This window comes from Stenotrophomonas aracearum, assembly GCF_031834615.1.
Taxonomy (GTDB): Bacteria; Pseudomonadota; Gammaproteobacteria; order Xanthomonadales; family Xanthomonadaceae; genus Stenotrophomonas; species Stenotrophomonas aracearum.
The window spans coordinates 1,108,036-1,126,758 of the sequence record NZ_CP115543.1 but is presented as its reverse complement, the minus strand read 5'-3'; the positions used below and the strand labels follow the sequence as shown (position 1 = coordinate 1,126,758).

Below are 18,723 nucleotides of genomic sequence, written 5' to 3'. Positions count from 1 at the left end.
CCGTCAGACCCGGCCGGCCTTGTTAAGCTGCCCGACCGTTCTGCCTGACCGACCTGCCATGACTGCCCGCCGCTTCCTCCAGCTTGACGTGTTCTCCCCCTATCCCGGCGCGGGCAACCCGCTGGCCGTGGTACTGGACGCCGAAGGCCTCGACGACGCCCGCATGCAGGCGATCGCGCGCTGGACCCGGCTGCCGGAAACTACCTTCGTATTCGCCCCGCAGGCGTCCGGTGCCAGCTATCGCATCCGCATGTTCAGCCCGCAGAAGGAAGTGCCGTTCGCCGGCCACCCCAGCGTCGGCACCGCGCACGCCGTGCTGGACGCCGGCCTGGCCACGCCGGTGGACGGCGTGCTGGTACAGGACGGCATTGCCGGCGCCCTGCCCTTGCGGGTAGTGGGCGAAGGCGCCGCGCGCAGCATCGCGATCCGCACCCCACCCGCGGCGGTGGCGGAAATCACCACTGCGGGCGACCCGCGCCTGCAGGCCGCGCTGGCGGGCTGGTCCCTGGGCGACCTCCCGCCGGCGCGCATGTCCGGCGGCCGCAGCTGGTGGGTGGTGGCGCTGGCCGACGAAGCCGCGCTGCGCGCCCTGTCGCCGGACTGGGACGCGGTCGCGGCGCTGGCCGAAAGCACCGACAGCATGGGCGTGTTCGCCTACGCGCGCGCTGCCGGTGGCGACTACGACCTGGCGGTCCGCGCATTCGTCGGCAACGGTCGCCGCTTTGAAGACGCCGCCTCGGGTGCGGCCAATGCCGTGCTGGCGGCGTGGCTGGACAGCCGCGATGCGCTGCCGGGGCACGGGGGAAGCTATGTGGTGAGCCAAGGCCGCGAAGTGGGCCATGATGCGCGGCTGACGCTGCATGTGGACGCGGAGGGCGAGGTCTGGTCCGGCGGCCAGGTACAGACCGTAATCGAAGGAACGATCACCTGGTAATGGACCGAAGGCCGTTAGAGCCACGCAGGGCGTGGCTCTACCAGCACCCCAGAACACCCATCAGCCCAATTCGGCTTCCAGGCTGATCGGCACCGCACTCAATGCCTTGGACACCGGGCAGTTCTGCTTGGCGTCGTCGGCGATCGCGCGGAACTGCGTCGCGTCGATGTTGGGGACCACCGCCTTGACCTTCAGGGTGATCTGCGAGAGCTGCGGGCCGCCTTCCATCGACAGGTCGACCTTGGCCTCGGTGTCCAGCGAGGTCGGCACGAATCCGGCTTCGGTGAGCTTGGCCGACAGCGCCATGGTGAAGCAGCCGGCATGCGCGGCGGCGATCAGTTCTTCCGGGTTGGTGCCCTTTTCGTCGCCGAAGCGGCTGCTGAAGGCATAGCGGGTCTTGTCCAGCAGGCCGCTCTGCGGCGTGCTCAATTGTCCCTTGCCTGTCTTGAGGTCACCTTCCCAGTGCGCGGTGGCGTGACGCGAAATGCCCATCGGTTCTTCCTCTGTGGGTGAATGGCAACACCAGCCTAGACGGTCGGCCGTTAGCGCCGTGTCTGGCCGCCCTGGGCCGCGCCCCCCTGGCGTTGGACCCGTCAAAACAGGGTGCAGCGACCGCATTTCCGGGCATGTCCTGATGCACTGCGGTAATCGAATTTGCAGAAAAGCCGAATTTTTATGCGTTTGCCTATTGGCGGCGCCGCATTGTTGCCCTACATTTCGCTTGCCGATGGGTTCGGCGCGACCACCCAACCAACCGATCACGGAACAGGAAACCATGGCAAAGACCGCTAAGAAGGCTGCCCCGAAGAAGGCAGTGAAGAAAGTCGCTACGAAGGCCGCCGCAAAGCCGGCAGCTCCGAAGCCGATCAAGGAAGTGCTGACCAAGTCCGGCCTGGTTGCACACATCGCAGAAGCCTCCGGCGTTGTCGCCAAGGACGTCCGCGCGGTGCTCGCCTCGCTGGAAACCGCCGTGGCCTCCTCGGTGCACAAGAAGGGCGCAGGCAGCTTCACCCTGCCGGGCCTGCTGAAGATCACCACCGTCAGCGTTGCTGCCAAGCCGAAGCGCAAGGGCATCAACCCGTTCACCAAGGAAGAGCAGTGGTTCGCCGCCAAGCCGGCCACCACCAAGCTGAAGGTGCGTCCGCTCAAGAAGCTCAAGGACGCCGCGCTGTAATCTGCGCGCTTCCTGCAGCACCCGGACGGGACGGCCTTGGCCGTCCCGTCCTCGTTTTGGGGCACCGCACAAACAGCGAAACACAGCGTTGCCAAACCCCGGCGGCACCCGGCCCGCCGGTGCAGACCCTGCCGCCACGGGCTGCACGCAGGATCCGCGCAAAAGCGGAACGCACAAGGTGGAACACTGCGTGCGGCCGCGCCTGTCGCCCCGGCCCGTCGCCACGCCTAAGGTGGACCCATCCCCCCCCCACAGTGCACCGCCATGGCCAGCCCCTCGCAACGCTATCGCATCACCGTTACCCCGATCGAAAAGGACGGGCTGCAGTGCAGCGGACGCTGCACCATCGAACTGGAACACCGCGCCCAGCAGGACTGGATGCGGCTGCTGGAAGTGGCCCGCCGCCAGACCGGCCTGAGCGGCGACGAGCGCGCTGCGGCGATCGTCGCCACCCAGTTGCTGCACGACCTGGCGCAGCGCTACGCCGACCAGCCCAGCCACCCGCTGACCGCACTGCAGCCGCAGCTCGACCACGTACTTGCCGCGCTGGACGGCATCCAGCGCGCGCCCTGAAGCACCGCTACACTCTGCCCTTCACCGGGGAGAGTGCGCCATGCGTCGAGTCGTGTTTCTTTTGCCGCTGTTGTTTGCAGGGTGCTCATGCCAGCCCGACCCGGTCGCCGATGGCGCGCGGCCGGATGCCGCTCCCCTCGCCCACGCAACGCCGGCGGCGGATGCAACGCCGCCTGCGGAAGGCACGCTCTCCAGCGTGGCGTCGCCGACCCTCAGCGCAGTGGCACCCGGCGCCGCGGACGAAGGCACTACCGTGCGCAACTACGTGTATGCCCTGCTCAACCGCGACCGCAGCGCCTCGGACGCCTACTGGAGCGGGGGTCGTACGAGCTCCCGCCCCGACGACGCGCTGCTGCGCGACATCGCCGACCTGCGCAACCTGCGGATCGACACCGACAGTCCCATTGCCCGCGACACCGAACAGCCCTCGCGCCTGCGCGAGGTTCCCGTGCGGGTCCGCGCGATTACCGGTACGGGGACCTTCGTCTTCCACGGCTGGTACCGCCTGCAACCGCGCCCCGACGGCAGCGGCTGGGAAATCCACAGCGCTTCCCTGCAACCCGTAGTGCACTGAACGGGCGACGGTAGATCCACGCCCTGCGTGGATGCTTCTGGCGCCAGCCATGAAGCACCGATTCATCCAGACCCGCTATCGTGTGGTCATCCCAACCCTGCGCCTGCTCCCATGAAGCTACGCCCCGCGTTCGCCCGCCTTGCCGCCTGCACCGTCCTGATTGCCGCCGCCGTCGGCGCACAGGCCGCCCCCAGCATTTCCGGCCGCAACCTGTCGGTGGGTGCCGCCGACGTCCAGCAGTACCTCGATGGCAGCTTCCCGCGCACCCAGAACGCGCTGGGCGGGTTGATCGCCATGACCATGAGCCACCCGACCCTGACCCTGCCGCAGGGCAACCGCCTGGACCTGGGCATGGACGTGGCGGTGGCCACCGCCGGCGGTGCGCCCGCCCCGCTGGGCAAGGTCAAGCTGAGCAGCGGCCTGCGCTATGACGCGCAGACCCAGGGCTTCCACCTGGACCAGCCGACCGTGGACGACTTCACCCCGGCCAACAACGGTGGCCGGCTGGACTCGCGCACCCGCGAGCTGCTCAACGTGATCCTGACCGACTACGCCCGCCGCGAGCCGATCTACAAAATCGACCCGACCGTGGGCGCCCTGCTCGGCGCGCTGCAGGTGCAGTCGGCCCAGGTGCAGAACGGCAGGCTGGTGGTGACCTTCAACCAGGACCTTGGTGCGATGGTGCCGGCAGGGGTTCTCGGAAAATAACCGGAACCCACCGACGTAGTGCCGGCCGCTGGCCGGCTCCTCCTTCGGCCAGATTTGCGTGGAGCCGGCCAGCGGCCGGCACTACGCCCAAACGGCAAACGCCCTTGGCGTTTACCGCTTGGGCTGCAACATCGTCCCGGTGCATTTCTTCGAGCCGCAGCGGCATTCCCAGATCTTCTTGAGGCGCGCGGTGTGGCGCTCGGCCAGGGTGATGCCGTAGTTGTAGGTCAGCTCGGCGCCCGGCTCGATGTCCTTGATCGCCTCGATGAACACCTTGTCCTCGCGGCGGTTGTCGCCCTCGGCTTCCTCGATCACCGCCTCGCAGTTCGGGTCGCAGCTGTGGTTCAACCAGCGCGCATCGTTGCCCTTGTAGTTGGCGTCGATCACATAGTCGTCGTTCAGGGTGAACAGGAAGGTGTGACCGCTCTCCACATCCCCGGTATCATCGGCGTCCACATCGGCGTGGCTGCGCAGCAGGCCCTTGTACTGGATGACCCGTTCGCCCTTCTTCAGTGGCGCCAGCGCGAACACGCCATTGCCGTGGATCGAGGATTTGCGGGCTTGGATCTTCTTGGGCATCAGGCTGGCCGTTACGTTGGGATGGTCGATTCTCGCTTAATAGTCGTGATGATGCCTACCTGAACACGACGGGTTGGATGCCCGCGCATAAAAGCGTACAATTTCAGTCCGCTTTATGGCTCTGCCCTCCCCATGCTCCGCGTCACCAAGCTCACCGATTACGCCACCGTCGTCCTGACCGTCCTTGCCGCGCGCCCGGGCGAGGTGCTCAGTGCGACCGAACTGGCTGAATATGCCCGCCTCGAGCCGCCCACCGTCAGCAAGCTGCTCAAGCCGCTGGCCCAGGCCGGCCTGGTCGAAGGCCTGCGCGGCGTGCGCGGCGGCTACCGGCTGACCCGCGCCGCCGACCAGATCAGCCTGTTCGAGATCGTCGAAGCCATGGAGGGCCCGCTGGGCCTGACCGAGTGCGCGCACGACCACAGCCAGTGCGGACGCGAGCTGCAGTGCGGCGCGCGCAGCAGCTGGCGGCTGATCAACGACGTGGTGTCCGACGCACTGCGCAAGGTCAGCCTGGCGCAGATCCTGCCCCCTCTTCCCCTTGTTGACGCCCCCCGCCGCGTGATCGCGGCGGATGTCGTCTCCTGATCCACAGGCAGCCCCCATGGCCACCGATACCCTCGACACCGTCGCCCCCGGCGACACCCCCAACCGCGAGATCCATGAGCAGCTCGGCCGCAAGTATTCGGCCGGCTTCATCACGGAGATCGAATCGGACTCGCTGCCGCCCGGCCTGGACGAGGACACCATCCGTGCCCTTTCGGCCAAGAAGGACGAGCCGGAGTGGATGACGCAGTGGCGCCTGGACGCCTACCGCCACTTCCTGACCATGCCGATGCCGAACTGGGCCAAGCTGCAGATCGCCGCGATCGACCTGCAGGCGCTCAGCTACTATTCAGCGCCGAAGGGCCCGAAGTACGCCTCGCTGGACGACGTGCCGAAGGAACTGCTCGACACCTACGACAAGCTGGGCGTGCCGCTGCACGAGCGCGCCAAGCTGGCCGGCGTGGCGGTGGACGCGGTGTTCGACTCGGTCTCGGTCGGTACCACTTTCCGCAAGGAACTGGCCGAAAAGGGCGTGATCTTCTGCTCGATGTCCGAAGCCATCAAGGAGCACCCGGAACTGGTCCAGAAGTACCTGGGCACCGTGGTGCCGGTCGGCGACAACTACTTCGCCGCGCTGAACTCGGCCGTGTTTTCCGACGGCAGCTTCGTGTTCATTCCCAAGGGCGTGCGCTGCCCGATGGAACTGAGCACCTATTTCCGCATCAACGCCGGCCACACCGGCCAGTTCGAGCGCACCCTGATCGTCTGCGAGGACAAGGCGTACGTGTCCTACCTGGAAGGCTGCACCGCGCCGATGCGCGATGAGAACCAACTGCACGCCGCAGTGGTTGAGCTGGTCGCGCTGGAAGATGCCGAGATCAAGTACTCCACCGTGCAGAACTGGTACCCGGGCGACGAAAACGGCGTTGGCGGCATCTACAACTTCGTCACCAAGCGTGCCGAATGCCGTGGCGCGCGCAGCAAGGTCACCTGGACCCAGGTCGAAACCGGTTCGGCGATCACCTGGAAGTACCCGTCCTGCGTGCTGCTGGGCGACGACTCGGTGGGCGAGTTCCACTCGGTGGCGTTGACCCACCATCGCCAGCAGGCCGACACCGGCACCAAGATGATCCACATCGGCAAGCGCACCAAGAGCAAGATCGTCAGCAAGGGCATCAGCGCCGGCCGTGGCCAGAACACCTACCGCGGCCTGGTCAAGGTCGACCGGAATGCCGACGGCGCGCGCAACTACACCCAGTGCGACTCGCTGTTGATCGGCAAGACCTCCGGCGCGCACACCTTCCCGTACATCGAGGTCAAGAACCCGAGTGCGACGGTGGAGCACGAAGCCACCACCTCGAAGATTTCCGACGACCAGCTGTTCTATTGCCGCGCGCGTGGCATCGACCAGGAAAACGCGGTGTCGATGATCGTGGATGGCTTCTGCAAGCAGGTCTTCCGCGAACTGCCGATGGAGTTTGCGGTGGAAGCGAAGAAGCTTTTGGAAGTTTCCCTTGAAGGTTCCGTGGGCTGATCTGCCGCGCCTTTGATTTACATTTTTGCCACGCAGGGCGTGGCACTACCCGGATTCGTATCATGCTGAAGATTGACAACCTCCACGCCCGCATCGGCGACAAGGAAATCCTCAAGGGCCTCTCGCTGGACGTGAAGCCGGGCCAGGTGCACGCCATCATGGGCCCCAACGGCGCCGGCAAGTCCACGCTGGGCAACGTGCTGGCCGGCCGCGATGGCTATGACGTCAGCGAAGGCAGCATCCAGTTCGAAGGTCGCGACCTGCTCGAGCTGGCCCCGGAAGAACGCGCCGCCGCCGGCCTGTTCCTGGCGTTCCAGTACCCGGTGGAAATCCCCGGCGTGAACAACACCTACTTCCTGCGCGCCGCGCTCAACGCCCAGCGCAAGGCGCGCGGAGAGGAAGAACTGGACTCCATGCAGTTCCTCAAGCTGGTGCGCCAGAAGCTCGCCGTGCTGCACCTGAAGGACGAACTGCTGCACCGTGGCGTCAACGAAGGCTTCTCCGGTGGCGAGAAGAAGCGCAACGAGATCTTCCAGCTGGCCGTGCTCGAACCGAAGCTGGCGATCCTGGACGAGACCGACAGCGGGCTGGACATCGACGCACTGAAGAGCGTGGCAGACGGCGTCAACGCGCTGCGCTCGCCGGACCGTTCGTTCCTGGTGATTACCCACTACCAGCGCCTGCTCGACTACATCAAGCCGGACGTGGTGCACGTGCTGGCCGACGGCAAGATCGTGCAGAGCGGCGGCCCCGAGCTGGCCCTGGAACTGGAAGCGCACGGCTACCACTTCCTGAAGGACCGCGTGGTGCCGGAGGCAGCGGTCTGATGAGCGCCCTGCTGGATTCCCTAGCCGCCGGTTTCTGCGGCAGCGACGCGCGCCGCGCCGAGCTCGACGCGGCCCTGCAGGCCGGCCTGCCCGGCCCGCGCAGCGAAGCCTGGAAGTACACCTCGCTGCGCCAGCTGGAACGCCGCAGCTTCCAGCCGGCGCCGCTGGCCGCGCCGGAGATCGACCCTGCCCTGCTGGCCGACATCCCGTCGCCGCGGCTGGTGTTCGTCAACGGCCGCCCGTCCGAAGCGCACAGCGACCTCACCACACTGCCCGACGGCGTGCAGGTCCAGACCCTGTCTACCGCGCTGCACGCCGGTGACGACGCCCTGCGCTTCCTTGGCCGCCGCTTCGAGCGCAGCGAAGAAATCTTCGCCCGGCTCAACGCCGCGCTGGCCGACGAAGGCGTGCTGGTGCGCGTGGACGACGGCGTGCAGGTGGAAGCACCGCTGCAGCTGGTCTTCATCAGCGCCGCCGGTGCCGCCGACCTGGCCTGGCACCATCGCCACCTGATCGAGCTGCGCGCCGGCGCCGCCCTCGGCGTGGTCGAACACCACCTGGACCTGGGCGACGCTGCGCACTTCGGCAACACCCTGGTGCACGTGCACCTGGCCAAGAACGCGGTGCTCTCGCATGCCCGTGTGCAGGCCGACGGCGCCCGCGCCACCACCCTGCTGCGCACCGACGCCGTGCTGGCCCGCGACGCGCAGTACCGCCGCGTGGACCTGGAGCTGGGCGCCGCGCTCAGCCGCCATGAACTCAACGTGCGCCTGGAAGGCGACAACGCCCAGCTCACCGCCAATGGCGTACTGCTCGGCAATGGCCGCCGCCATGTGGACACCCGCCTGGGCATCGAGCACATCGCGCGCGACACCGCCTCGGAAATGGTCTGGCGCGGCGTCGCCGCCAACCGCAGCCGCGTGGTCTTCCACGGCGGCATCCACATCCGGGCCGGCGCCGATGGCACCGATGCCAACCTCTCCAACAAGAACCTGCTGCTCTCGGCCGACGCCGAGATCGACACCCAGCCCACGCTGGTGATCGACGCAGATGAAGTGAAGGCCGCGCACGGCGCCACTGTGGGCCAGCTCGACGCCAACGCGCTGTTCTACCTGCGCTCGCGCGGCCTGCCGGCCGAGCAGGCACAGCAGCTGCTCAGCGCCGCGTTCTGCCATGAGCCGCTGAACATGCTCGACGCGCGCCTGACCGAGCAGCTGCGCCGCCAGCTCGACGTCGCGCTGGCCAAGGCAGGCGTGGCATGAACCTCTCCACCCCGCGTCCGGCGACCGATACAGCGGTCGCGCCCGACTGGGACCGCGTGCGCCTGGACTTCCCGCTGCTGATGCGGGAAGTACACGGCAAGCCGCTGGTGTACTTCGACAACGCCAACACCGGACAGAAGCCGGTGCAGGTGATCGGCGCGGTGGACGAGTATTACCGGCGCTACAACGCCAACGTGAGCCGCGCGGTACACGCGCTGGGCACTGAGGCCACCGACGCCTACGAGGGCGCGCGCACCAAGCTGGCGCGCTTCCTCAACGTGCGCGCCAGCGAGCTGGTGCTGTGCAGCGGCACCACCTTCGCGATCAACCTGGTGGCCTATTCGTGGGCGCTGCCGCGCCTGAAGGCCGGCGACGTGATCCTGGTCTCGCGCATGGAGCACCACGCCAACATCGTGCCGTGGCAGCTCGTCGCCCAGCGCACCGGCGCCACCATCCGCGTGGCCGAGATCACCCCCGAGGGCGCGCTCGACCTGGACGCGCTGCGCAAGGCGATGACCCCCGAGGTCAAGCTGCTCGCCGTGGCCCACGTCTCCAACGTGCTCGGCACCGTGAACCCGGTCCGCGAGATCTGCCGTGAAGCGCGCAAGCGCGGCATCATCACCGTGGTCGATGGCTCGCAGGCCGTTCCGCATCGCAAGGTCGACATTGCCGCCATCGGCTGCGACTTCTACGCCATCACCGGCCACAAGATGTGCGGCCCGACCGGCACCGGCGCGCTGTGGGCAAAGCGCGAGCACCTCGATGCCATGCCGCCCTTCCTCGGCGGTGGTGAGATGATCAAGGAAGTCAGCTTCGAAGGCACGGTCTTCAGCGATGCCCCGCACAAGTTCGAAGCCGGCACCCCGAACATTGCCGGTTTCATAGGCCTCGGCGTAGCAGTGGACTATCTGGAGTCGCTGGGCCTGGAGCACGTGGAAGCGCGCGAAGGCGAACTGCTTGCGCACTTCACCGAAGAACTCGGCAAGATCGACGGCCTGCGCATGTTCGGCACCACCCCGGACAAGGCGGCGGTCGTCTCCTTCCTGATCGAAGGCGCCCATGCCCACGACCTGGCCACCCTGCTCGACCTGGAAGGCGTCGCGATCCGCTCCGGCCAGCACTGCGCGCACCCGCTGCTGCAGTACTACGGCGTAGCGGCCACCTGCCGCGCGTCGCTGGCGTTCTACAACACGCACGCCGAAATCGAGCGCTTCATCGCCGCATTGAACAAGGTACGCAAGCTGCTCGGCTGAGCCGGGGCCGCACGACCAACGGTCGTGCGCTACCGTTGATCGACCGCACCACCGAATCGACCGACTACCGGTAGCGCCGGCCGCTGGCCGGCCCTCCCGATGCTTCAACGTTCCATGCCGGGAATGGCTCGTGCAATAATGAGAACTCTTCTCATTAATGATCTCGAATGTCGTCGGTCGCAGCAGTCCCGTTTTTCGAGCGCCACGCCCAAGCACTCGCTGCGACCATCACGGCACTCGCCCACGCAGCCGCCCTGGCACTCCTGCTCTGGAGCCACACCAGCAGCACGCGCCCGCTCGTGCCTCCACCCGCCGACCGCACCCAGCTCCTCCTGCTGCCTCCGCGCGCGCCCCAGGTGCCGCTGGAAGACATCATCGCGCCCACGCCAAGCATGGCCGCCGCCGTACAGCACCAGAAGCCCGAGCCGCCGCGCGATCTTCCGAAAACGCCGCCGCGAGACGCCGCCAACTGGGTCATCCCGCCGCCTACTCCGCCGCAGCCCAGAACCGACCCTCCTGCGCCACTGCAGCAACAGGCCTCCGTTGCCGCCTCACCGCCCAGCCCGCCATTGCCGCCCGGCCCGAGCGAAGCCACGCCCGGTCGCGACAGCTGGGAAGGCCGGGTCATGGCCCAACTGGAGCGCTTCCGCCGCTACCCGCATGCCGCACGCGCGCGCCGCCACGAAGGCGTGGTGCAGGTACGGGTCAGCCTGTCCCGCGACGGACACCTGCTGGCGCTGTCGGTGGAGACGAGCTCCGGGTACGCGATGCTGGACCAGGCCGCGCTGGATACCTTCCGCCGCGCCGAACCGCTGCCGGCCGTCCCGGACGACCGGCCGGCGCCGGTGGAACTGTCATTCCCGGTCGAGTTCTTCATCCGCTGAGCCCGCGCCGCCGAACTACCCGCCACTGGCAGCCGCCACTAGAATGACGGCATGAGCACCCTGACCTTCCGTGCGGCCACGCTGGCCGACATTCCCGCCCTGATCACCCTGGTCACCTCGGCCTACCGCGGCGACGCCAGCCGCGCCGGCTGGACCACCGAAGCAGACATGCTGGACGGCGCGCGCATCGACGCCACCGGCCTGCAGGCCGATATCGAGCGCCCGCGCAGCACCGTGCTGCTGGCCGAACGCGACGGCCAGCTGCTGGCCTGCGCCCACGTCGCCGATGACCAGGGCAAGGGCTACTTCGGCATGTTCTCGGTCGACCCGGCCCAGCAGGGCGGCGGCATCGGCAAGCAGGTGATGGACGCCGCCGAAGCGCATGCCGCGCGCGAATGGGCGGTGCCGGTGATGCAGATGACGGTGATCGACATCCGCGACGAGCTGATCGCCTTCTACGAGCGCCGCGGCTACCAGCGCACCGGGATCAAGAAGCCGTTCCCCTACGGCGACGAGCGCTTCGGCATTCCCAAGCGCGATGACCTGCGCTTCGAAGTGCTGGAAAAGCCGCTGGCGGCACACGCATGAGCGAGACCTGGACCTTCGTCTGCGCCACGGCCGAGCTGCTGCCGGGCGAGATGAAGAGCACCTTCGACGAGGTCACCGGCACGCCGATCGTGGTGTTCAACCTGGACGGCGAGCTGTACGCGCTGGAAGACCAGTGCACGCATGAGGAGTTCGAGCTGTCCTCGGGCACCTTCGACACCACCGAGGGCAGCATCGAGTGCGTGCTGCACAGCGCGCGCTTCGACGTGCGTGACGGCCGCGCCCTGTGCGCACCGGCCTACAGCCCGGTGTCGAAGTTCCCGGTGAAGCGGGAGCACGACGCGGTCTGGACCCGCGACGACCGCGACTGAGTCCACAGTTTTCGATATCCACCCCTGTTCAGTGCCAGAACGGGGATGATGACGACATGATCGCGGATGCGAATCATTATTGTTTCTGTTAATTTAGCGTTCTTCGCCGCCCCGGCCTGACCGATCCCCGCCTCATGGCTTCCGCCCGAGACGCCGCCCCCGCCCGCTGGACCCCGCTGCTGCTGACTGCAGCGGCGATGTTCTGCCTGCTTGCCGCCTTCATCGGCTGGCCGGGCCTGGATGCGGCGGCCGGATCGGCAGGGCCCGGGGTCCGCGCCGCATCAGGCGAAGACCACAGTCAATCCGGCGCCCCCATGCCCGGCCGACTCAACGCCGCCGTGCATGCCTGCGTGGCCGGCGAAAAGGAAGCGGAAACCGGTCGACCCGGCAAAACCGGCGCGCCGGTCTGGACACTGCGCCTGCTGTCCGGTGCAGGCAGTACCGCGACGCCTGCTGTTCCGCCACCGTTCTCCCTGCCGGCGCGCCCGCTGCGCTCGCACCCGTCCCAGGCGCCTCCCGTCCGCGCCTAATCGACCCGCCGCGCGGGCCTGCTGCCGCGCGCGCCGCTGACTGCTGTCCGCACGACCTCTTTCCGTATCCGATCGACCGTCCATGCTCCTGCGTGCGCGCATCCCCTCGTGCGTGTACGCGGCTTCCCTTCATCCGTTTCCAGGTCTTCAACCACCATGATCAAGAGCCGCAAGCACTCCTCCCCCGCCCGCAGCGCCGCCAGCCTGGCCACCGCCAGCCTGGTGACCGGCCTCAGCCTGGCCGTGCTGCCCGTGGCTGCGCAGGCCCAGTCCAACGACACCACGGCGCAGACGCTGGACCAGGTGCACGTGCTGGCCACGCGCGGCTTCAAGGCCGACAAGGTCGCCTCGCCCAAGTTCACCCAGCCGCTGCAGGACACCCCGCAGACCATCCAGGTCATCACCCGCGACCTGTTCACCCAGCAGGGCGCGACCACCCTGACCGATGCACTGCGCAACAGCCCGGGCGTGGGCACGTTCTATGTCGGCGAGAACGGCAACACCAACACCGGCGACAGCATCTTCATGCGCGGCTTCGACACCTCCAGCAGCATCTTCGTGGACGGTGTGCGCGACGTCGGGTCGATCTCGCGCGATGTGTTCAACACCGAGCAGGTGGAAGTGTCCAAGGGTCCGGCCGGCACCGACAACGGCCGCTCGGCACCGACCGGCTCGATCAACATGGTGAGCAAGCAGGCCAACCTGCATGACGCGGTCAGCGGCACCCTCTCCGCGGGCAGCGACAGCCAGCTGCGCGGTACCGCCGACTGGAACCAGGCCCTGGGCGCCAGCAGCGCGCTGCGCCTCAACGCCATGTGGCAGGACAGCGACCAGCCGGGCCGCGACCACGTCAACAATTCGCGCTGGGGCATCGCGCCGTCGCTGGTGTTCGGGCTGGACAGCAACACCCGCTACATCCTCAACCTGCTGTACGTGGACCAGCAGAACGTGCCCGACGGCGGCGTGCCGACGCTGGGCCTGCCGGGCTGGACCCCGCAGCCGACCCTGGAACAGCTGGCCGGCCACCCCGTGAACCCGGAAAATTTCTACGGCACCCGCGCCGACCATGACGATGTCACCGCGAAGATGGCCACGTTCCGGATCGAACACGACTTCAACGACGGCCTGCAGCTAACCAACACCGCGCGCTGGGGCCGTACCGACCAGGACTACCTGCTGACCGCGTTCATGGGCACCGGCACGCGCGGTGCCAATGGCGCCCCGACCGGCAACATCCGCTACACCGACCGCAACAACCTGGACACCTACACGATCGCGCGCAGCCTGCCGACCTTCAAGGACCAGCAGAACACCATCCTTACCGACCAGCTCAACCTGCGCGCGGACTTCAACACCGGTGCCATCGCGCACAACCTGAGCACCGGGCTGGAATTCACCCGCGAAGAGCTCAAGACCTTCGGGCAGGCCGCCACCAACGGCACCACCTGGTCGGCTGCCAACCTGTACAACCCGGACTGGAATGCCACCGGCCTGACCTGGGCGCACAACGGCGCCGACACCCGCGGCAAGACCACCACCTCGTCGGTGTACCTGTTCGACACCCTGCACTTCACCGAGAGCTTCCTGGTCACGGCCGGTCTGCGCGCGGACCACTACAAGACCGAGTACCAGAGTGCGGCCGTATGCGGCGGGCGTGGCCCGGCGTGCGGCAGCAGTCCGGTCGGCACGGTACTCGCCAACCCGTCGCTGGAGCACAGCGACACCCTGCTGAACTGGAAGCTGGGCGCGGTGTACAAGGTGGGCAGCATCGTCAGCCTGTACGGCAATTACGCGCTGTCGCAGCAGCCCCCGGGCGGCAGCAACTTCCAGCTGAGCAGCTCGGCCAGCAGCGCCGACAACCCCAGCCTGGACCCGCAGAAGGCCAAGACCCTGGAAGTGGGCACCAAGTGGGCATTCCTGGAGGACGCGCTGGCCTTCAACGTGGCGCTGTTCAGGACCGAGGTCAGCAACGAGATCAACACCCAGGTGCTGGACGACGCCGGCAACCCGACCCAGACCGGCAAGAAGTCGGTGCAGGGCATCGAAGTTTCCACCGTGGGCCGCATCACCGACAACTGGTCGGTGTCGGCCGGCTACAGCCACCTGGACACCGAAGTGGAAGAAGGCGCCAACGTGGCCGCCGACGGCACCCGCAACCTGACCTACACCCCGGGCGCGACCTTCACCAGCTGGACCAGCTACACCTTCCCGTTCGGGCTGACCCTGGGCGGTGGCGTACGCTACGCGGGCCAGATGCATCGCGGCACCGACGGTGCAGTCGGTACGCCGGCTTTCACCAAGTCGTACACGGTGTATGACGCGGTCGCCTCGTACGCGATCAACGACCACCTGGTGCTGCGTTTGAACGCCTACAACCTGTTCGACAAGCAGTATGTGGCCGCGATCAACAAGAGCGGCTACCGTTACACCCCGGGCGTTCCGCGCAGCGTGCTGTTCAGCGCCGACTTCCGCTTCTGATCCCCGCCAGGACCCTGCCATGCTGCTGCACGTCCCCGATGTCCTCACTGCCGACGAACTGGCCCACCTGCAGCGCGCACTGGCGGCGGCGGACTGGGCCGATGGCCGCGAGACGGTGGGCGTGCAGGGCGCGCAGGTCAAACGCAACCAGCAGCTGCCCGACGCGTCGCCGCTGAAGGCCGAACTGGGGCGGATGGTGCTGGCGGCGCTGGAACGGCACCCGCTGTTCTTCGCCGCTGCACTGCCGCTGCGCATCCTGCCGCCCCGCTTCAACCGCTACCAGGGCGGCGGCGAGTACGGGTTCCATGTCGATGGCGCGGTGATGATCACCGGTACGGACGGCCAGCGCAGTCACCTGCGCTCGGACGTCTCGTGCACGCTGTTCCTCAACGCGCCGGAGGAGTACGACGGCGGCGAACTGGTCATCAGCGACACCTACGGCGAGCATGACGTAAAGCTGCCGGCGGGCGACCTGGTGCTGTACCCGTCCAGCAGCCTGCACAAGGTGAACCCGGTGACCCGCGGTGCGCGGGTCGCCTCGTTCTTCTGGGTGCAGAGCATGGTGCGGGATGACGGCGCGCGGCGGATGCTGCTGGAAATGGATGGGGCGATCGAGAAGCTGCGGGTCACCGGGGCTGATCCGGGCGCGGTGCTGCAGTTGACGGGTGTGTATCACAACCTGCTGCGGCGCTGGAGCGAGACCTGAGCACCGCGATCAGCCACGCAGGGCGTGGCTCTACCGCCAGGTCAACGGACCGGTAGAGCCACGCCCTGCGCGGCTGATGTAAACCATTCCTATTTGCGTTTGTGACAAACGCTACCTACAATTCCCGCCGCGCCGGAACCCCGACGCCATCGACAGGGAATCCGTCTTGCGCCATCCGCACCACCACCGCAGCTTTGCCCCCGCCGTGCGCGGGCAGCGCCCTGCGTTGGCGACGGTGCTTGGCTGGCTGGCGCTGCTCTCGATGCTGTTCGGCGCCCTGCCTCTGGTTGAATCGCACCTGCCCGGCACCGCCGCGCTGGTGCTGCAGCTGCCGGCCGAGGAACGCAGCCCCGGTGAAAACCGCCTGCAGGAAGAAACACCGGCCAAGCCGCGCCGCATGGCCGCTGCCACGCCGGCGGCACTGCCGCCGCGCATGCCGTCCACCCCGCTCACCGAATCGCTCGACGCCCTGATGGCCACTCTGGCCGAGCTGCCACCGCAGCGCGCGCCGTCGATCGATTCCGCCCCACCCACGCCGCTGCCTGCGGCCCCCGGCCTGCGTGTGCAGCGCGGGCAGGCACCGCCGCAGGGCTGATCCCGGCTGCCGCACCGTTTGGTGCGCACACCAGCAGCTGGTCCTGCCGCACCGCCCGCACTGCGGGCATTCCGCTGACTTTTCCATTTCCGCTGCGGCCGCCGGCCGCGGTGTTCCTGCGTTCGCATCCTTTTCGAGGTAACTCCCATGGCCCAGCGCCATCGTCGTCGCACGTCCCTGTCCCGCTGCACGCTCAGCGTCGCCCTGCTTGGCGCGCTCAGCGCACCTGCCTTCGCCAGTGGCGCCGCCGCCGGCGACCCCAAGACCCTGGACCAGGTGGTGGTCACTGCCTCGGGCTTCGAACAGAAGATCACCGACGCCCCGGCCAGCATCAGCGTGGTCAGCCGCGAAGAACTCAGCAAGCGCCCCTACACCAGCCTGGTCGATGCACTGCGCGACGTGGAAGGCATCGACGTCGGCATGGAAACCACCGACAAGAACGGCCGCGCCACCATCTCCATGCGCGGCATGCCGTCCGAATACACCCTGGTGCTGATCGACGGCCGTCGTCAGAGCAACGTGGGCCAGCTGTATCCGAACAACTTCGGCGGTGGCCAGTTCGCCTACCTGCCGCCGCTGGATGCGATCGAACGCATCGAAGTGGTGCGTGGCCCGATGTCTACCCTGTACGGGTCCGACGCGATGGGCGGCGTGATCAACATCATCACCCGGCGCAACCAGGACAGCTGGCACGGGTCGGTCACCCAGGGCTTCACCGTGCAGCAGGACGACCAGTTCGGCGACGCACGCACCACCGATGTGTACCTGACCGGCCCGCTGGTGAAGGAACGGCTGGACGTGGCCGTGCGTGGCAGCTACTACGACGCCAAGGCCTCCAACCCGGAATGGGAGGCGCTGACCCTGCCTGACGGCACCCTGTGGGAGCGCAGCATCGGCTTCGGCGGTGGCGGCAAGGCGGTGGCCAACACCAACTGGAACACCGGCCTGCGCCTGAGCTGGTCGATCAACGACGACCACGACCTGTCGCTGGACTACGACGTCTCGCGCCAGAAGTACGACAACAGCGAAGGCCAGACCGGCACCCTCGACAGCCTGGCCAGCCTGTGGCGCGTCGGCAACGCGACCATCCCGAACCCGAACGGCACCGGCACCGTCACCCGCCGCGTGGTGCAGCCGCGCGTGGGCTACACCGCCTACCAGCGCTACGAGCGCGACCAGCTGGCGCTGAGCCACCAGGGCCGTTATTCCTTCGGTACCTGGCAGACCACGCAGACCCAGACCAAGAGCAACAACCTCGGCCGTTCGCTGCCGCTGACCCTGGACGAACGCGCCAACCTGCAGACCCTGTGGAACGACGTGTGCCGTCGCACCGGCGCGGCCAACAACTGCGCGGCCGGCACCCGCAACGGGTTGTCGGCGCTGAACCCGACCGAGATGGCGCGCCTGGAAGCCTTCCTGCCGCGCCCGATGCGCACGATGGAGCTGGAAGGCTACGTGCTCGACACGATGCTGGACATGAGCTTCGATGCGCACAAGTTGACCCTCGGCGGCCAGTACACCGATACCGACATGATCGACGGCGTGTTCGGCATGGACGGCGCGGGCTACCGCGACAACGTCAAGCAAAAGCACCGCATGTGGTCGGTGTTCGCCGAGGACAACTGGGCGTTGACCGAAGCACTGACCGCCATCGTGGGCGTGCGCTATGACGACCACAACATCTTCGGCAGCCATGTCAGCCCGCGCGCTTACCTGGTGTGGAACGCCAGCGATGCGTGGACCTTCAAGGGCGGCGTGAGCACCGGCTACAAGACCCCGCGCCCGGACCAGCTGTTCCCTGGCGTGACCGGCTTCGGTGGGCAGGGCGTGCTGCCGCTGGTGGGCTCGCCCAACCTGCAGCCGGAAACCAGCACCAACTACGAGATCGCGTCGTACTACGAGGGTGAGCGTTGGGGCTTCAATGTCACCGGCTTCCTCAACAAGTTCGACGACAAGATCGCCAGTGGCGGCACGTTCCCGAACTGCGAAGTGGCACCGGCCGGTGGCGGGTACTGCGTGGATGTCGGTCCGGGTTGGGCGGCGCTGGGGTACAGCACCTTCAGCCAGAGCGTGAACATTGATACCGCGGAGACGCGTGGTGTGGAAGCGGCGGCGCATGTGGACCTGCTGGAAAGCGTGCAGCTGCGCGGCAACTACACGTATACGAAGTCCGAGCAGACCAGTGGTATTGCAGATGATCAGCCCATCGCAGGGAATCCCGCCAAGCATATGGCCAACGCCAGCCTCAACTGGCAGATCAACGACGCGGTGAGCCTGTCGCTGATCGGCGAAGGGCGTTACGACCGCTACCGCGACACGCTGGTGACCAACGTCGGCGGGGTGAGCAATTCGCAGGTGCGGTATTACGAGGACTACACGATCTTCCACCTGGGCGGCAGCTGGGACATCAACCAGTGGCTGACCGTCAACGCGCGGGTGAACAACCTGTTCGACAAGGATTTTGTGTCGCAGTCGTGTGTATTGCTGAACGACAGTGAGTTCAATTGCGTTGATGATTACGCCACCAAGGACCAGCGTCGGAGTTATTGGATTTCGTTGAACGCGAAGTTCTGAGCGTTGCCCGCCCACGGGCGGGCTCGTCCCGGTAGCGCCGGCCGTTGGCCGGCCCGCATGAACCCGTCACCACGCGGG

At 67.4% G+C, this 18,723-nt stretch carries 20 protein-coding genes; 18 read left to right on the top strand and 2 right to left on the bottom strand.

Features of this window, described 5'->3' with window-relative positions:
- Positions 1-58: 58 nt before the first annotated feature.
- Positions 59-934 carry a PhzF family phenazine biosynthesis protein gene (locus PDM28_RS05360; protein ID WP_311184056.1) on the top strand — a complete coding sequence of 292 codons (876 nt, stop codon included), beginning with the start codon at positions 59-61 and terminating at the stop codon, positions 932-934.
- A gap of 60 nt (positions 935-994) precedes the next feature.
- Here the strand turns inward: PDM28_RS05360 and PDM28_RS05355 are convergent, their stop codons facing one another.
- On the bottom strand, positions 995-1,426 hold the full coding sequence (locus PDM28_RS05355; protein WP_070206635.1) for an OsmC family protein: 432 nt from the start codon (positions 1,424-1,426) through the stop codon (positions 995-997).
- 283 nt (positions 1,427-1,709) lie between these two features.
- On the opposite strand from PDM28_RS05355, the gene PDM28_RS05350 reads away from it, so the two are divergent.
- The 4 genes from PDM28_RS05350 (at position 1,710) to PDM28_RS05335 (ending at position 3,963) form a co-directional block, all read left to right on the top strand.
- Positions 1,710-2,108: an HU family DNA-binding protein gene (locus PDM28_RS05350; RefSeq protein ID WP_070206701.1), complete on the top strand. Its 399-nt coding sequence runs from the start codon at positions 1,710-1,712 to the stop codon at positions 2,106-2,108.
- A 264-nt stretch (positions 2,109-2,372) separates the two neighbouring features.
- Positions 2,373-2,681, top strand: coding sequence for a DUF3861 family protein (locus PDM28_RS05345; RefSeq protein WP_102944110.1), 309 nt, complete (start codon positions 2,373-2,375; stop codon positions 2,679-2,681).
- Positions 2,682-2,721: 40 nt separating this feature from the next.
- The gene (locus PDM28_RS05340) at positions 2,722-3,255 is read left to right on the top strand and encodes a hypothetical protein (RefSeq protein WP_311184055.1); all 534 of its coding nucleotides are present in this window, start codon (positions 2,722-2,724) and stop codon (positions 3,253-3,255) included.
- A gap of 111 nt (positions 3,256-3,366) precedes the next feature.
- Positions 3,367-3,963, top strand: coding sequence for a YceB family lipoprotein (locus tag PDM28_RS05335; protein ID WP_311184054.1), 597 nt, complete (start codon positions 3,367-3,369; stop codon positions 3,961-3,963).
- Positions 3,964-4,074: 111 nt separating this feature from the next.
- On the opposite strand, the gene PDM28_RS05330 is transcribed toward PDM28_RS05335, so the two are convergent.
- Entirely contained in the window at positions 4,075-4,542 is a 468-nt protein-coding gene (locus PDM28_RS05330) for an SET domain-containing protein (RefSeq protein WP_311184053.1), read from the bottom strand.
- Positions 4,543-4,674: 132 nt separating this feature from the next.
- Here PDM28_RS05330 and PDM28_RS05325 point away from each other — a divergent pair, with 132 nt between their 5' ends.
- The 13 genes from PDM28_RS05325 to PDM28_RS05265 all read left to right on the top strand — a co-directional run bounded on the left by PDM28_RS05325 (position 4,675) and on the right by PDM28_RS05265 (position 18,645).
- Positions 4,675-5,127, top strand: a complete 453-nt coding sequence (locus PDM28_RS05325; RefSeq protein ID WP_070206640.1) for an SUF system Fe-S cluster assembly regulator — start codon at positions 4,675-4,677, stop codon at positions 5,125-5,127.
- A 16-nt stretch (positions 5,128-5,143) separates the two neighbouring features.
- Positions 5,144-6,619 (top strand): Fe-S cluster assembly protein SufB, encoded by a 1,476-nt coding sequence (gene sufB, locus PDM28_RS05320; RefSeq protein WP_102944114.1) that lies wholly within the window; start codon positions 5,144-5,146, stop codon positions 6,617-6,619.
- A gap of 62 nt (positions 6,620-6,681) precedes the next feature.
- Positions 6,682-7,446 (top strand): Fe-S cluster assembly ATPase SufC, encoded by a 765-nt coding sequence (gene sufC, locus PDM28_RS05315; RefSeq protein ID WP_311184052.1) that lies wholly within the window; start codon positions 6,682-6,684, stop codon positions 7,444-7,446.
- Entirely contained in the window at positions 7,446-8,708 is a 1,263-nt protein-coding gene (gene sufD, locus PDM28_RS05310) for a Fe-S cluster assembly protein SufD (protein ID WP_311184051.1), read from the top strand. The genes sufC and sufD overlap by 1 nt, the downstream gene beginning before the upstream one ends.
- Entirely contained in the window at positions 8,705-9,961 is a 1,257-nt protein-coding gene (locus PDM28_RS05305) for a cysteine desulfurase (RefSeq protein ID WP_311184050.1), read from the top strand. Before sufD ends, PDM28_RS05305 begins: the two co-directional genes overlap by 4 nt.
- 167 nt (positions 9,962-10,128) lie before the next feature.
- Positions 10,129-10,845 carry an energy transducer TonB gene (locus PDM28_RS05300; protein WP_311184049.1) on the top strand — a complete coding sequence of 239 codons (717 nt, stop codon included), beginning with the start codon at positions 10,129-10,131 and terminating at the stop codon, positions 10,843-10,845.
- A 51-nt stretch (positions 10,846-10,896) separates the two neighbouring features.
- Positions 10,897-11,433: a GNAT family N-acetyltransferase gene (locus PDM28_RS05295; protein WP_311184048.1), complete on the top strand. Its 537-nt coding sequence runs from the start codon at positions 10,897-10,899 to the stop codon at positions 11,431-11,433.
- Positions 11,430-11,762: a non-heme iron oxygenase ferredoxin subunit gene (locus tag PDM28_RS05290; protein ID WP_311184047.1), complete on the top strand. Its 333-nt coding sequence runs from the start codon at positions 11,430-11,432 to the stop codon at positions 11,760-11,762. Before PDM28_RS05295 ends, PDM28_RS05290 begins: the two co-directional genes overlap by 4 nt.
- 134 nt (positions 11,763-11,896) lie before the next feature.
- A complete protein-coding gene (locus tag PDM28_RS05285; RefSeq protein ID WP_311184046.1) occupies positions 11,897-12,292 on the top strand; it encodes a hypothetical protein in 396 nt (131 codons plus the stop codon).
- 156 nt (positions 12,293-12,448) lie between these two features.
- Positions 12,449-14,770, top strand: a complete 2,322-nt coding sequence (locus tag PDM28_RS05280; protein ID WP_311184045.1) for a catecholate siderophore receptor Fiu — start codon at positions 12,449-12,451, stop codon at positions 14,768-14,770.
- A 19-nt stretch (positions 14,771-14,789) separates the two neighbouring features.
- Complete coding sequence (locus tag PDM28_RS05275; RefSeq protein WP_102944122.1) at positions 14,790-15,476, top strand: Fe2+-dependent dioxygenase; 687 nt, start codon at positions 14,790-14,792, stop codon at positions 15,474-15,476.
- Between the two features lie 166 nt (positions 15,477-15,642).
- Positions 15,643-16,071, top strand: coding sequence for a hypothetical protein (locus tag PDM28_RS05270; RefSeq protein ID WP_311184044.1), 429 nt, complete (start codon positions 15,643-15,645; stop codon positions 16,069-16,071).
- A 147-nt stretch (positions 16,072-16,218) separates the two neighbouring features.
- Positions 16,219-18,645 carry a TonB-dependent receptor domain-containing protein gene (locus PDM28_RS05265; RefSeq protein WP_311184043.1) on the top strand — a complete coding sequence of 809 codons (2,427 nt, stop codon included), beginning with the start codon at positions 16,219-16,221 and terminating at the stop codon, positions 18,643-18,645.
- Positions 18,646-18,723 lie beyond the last annotated feature (78 nt).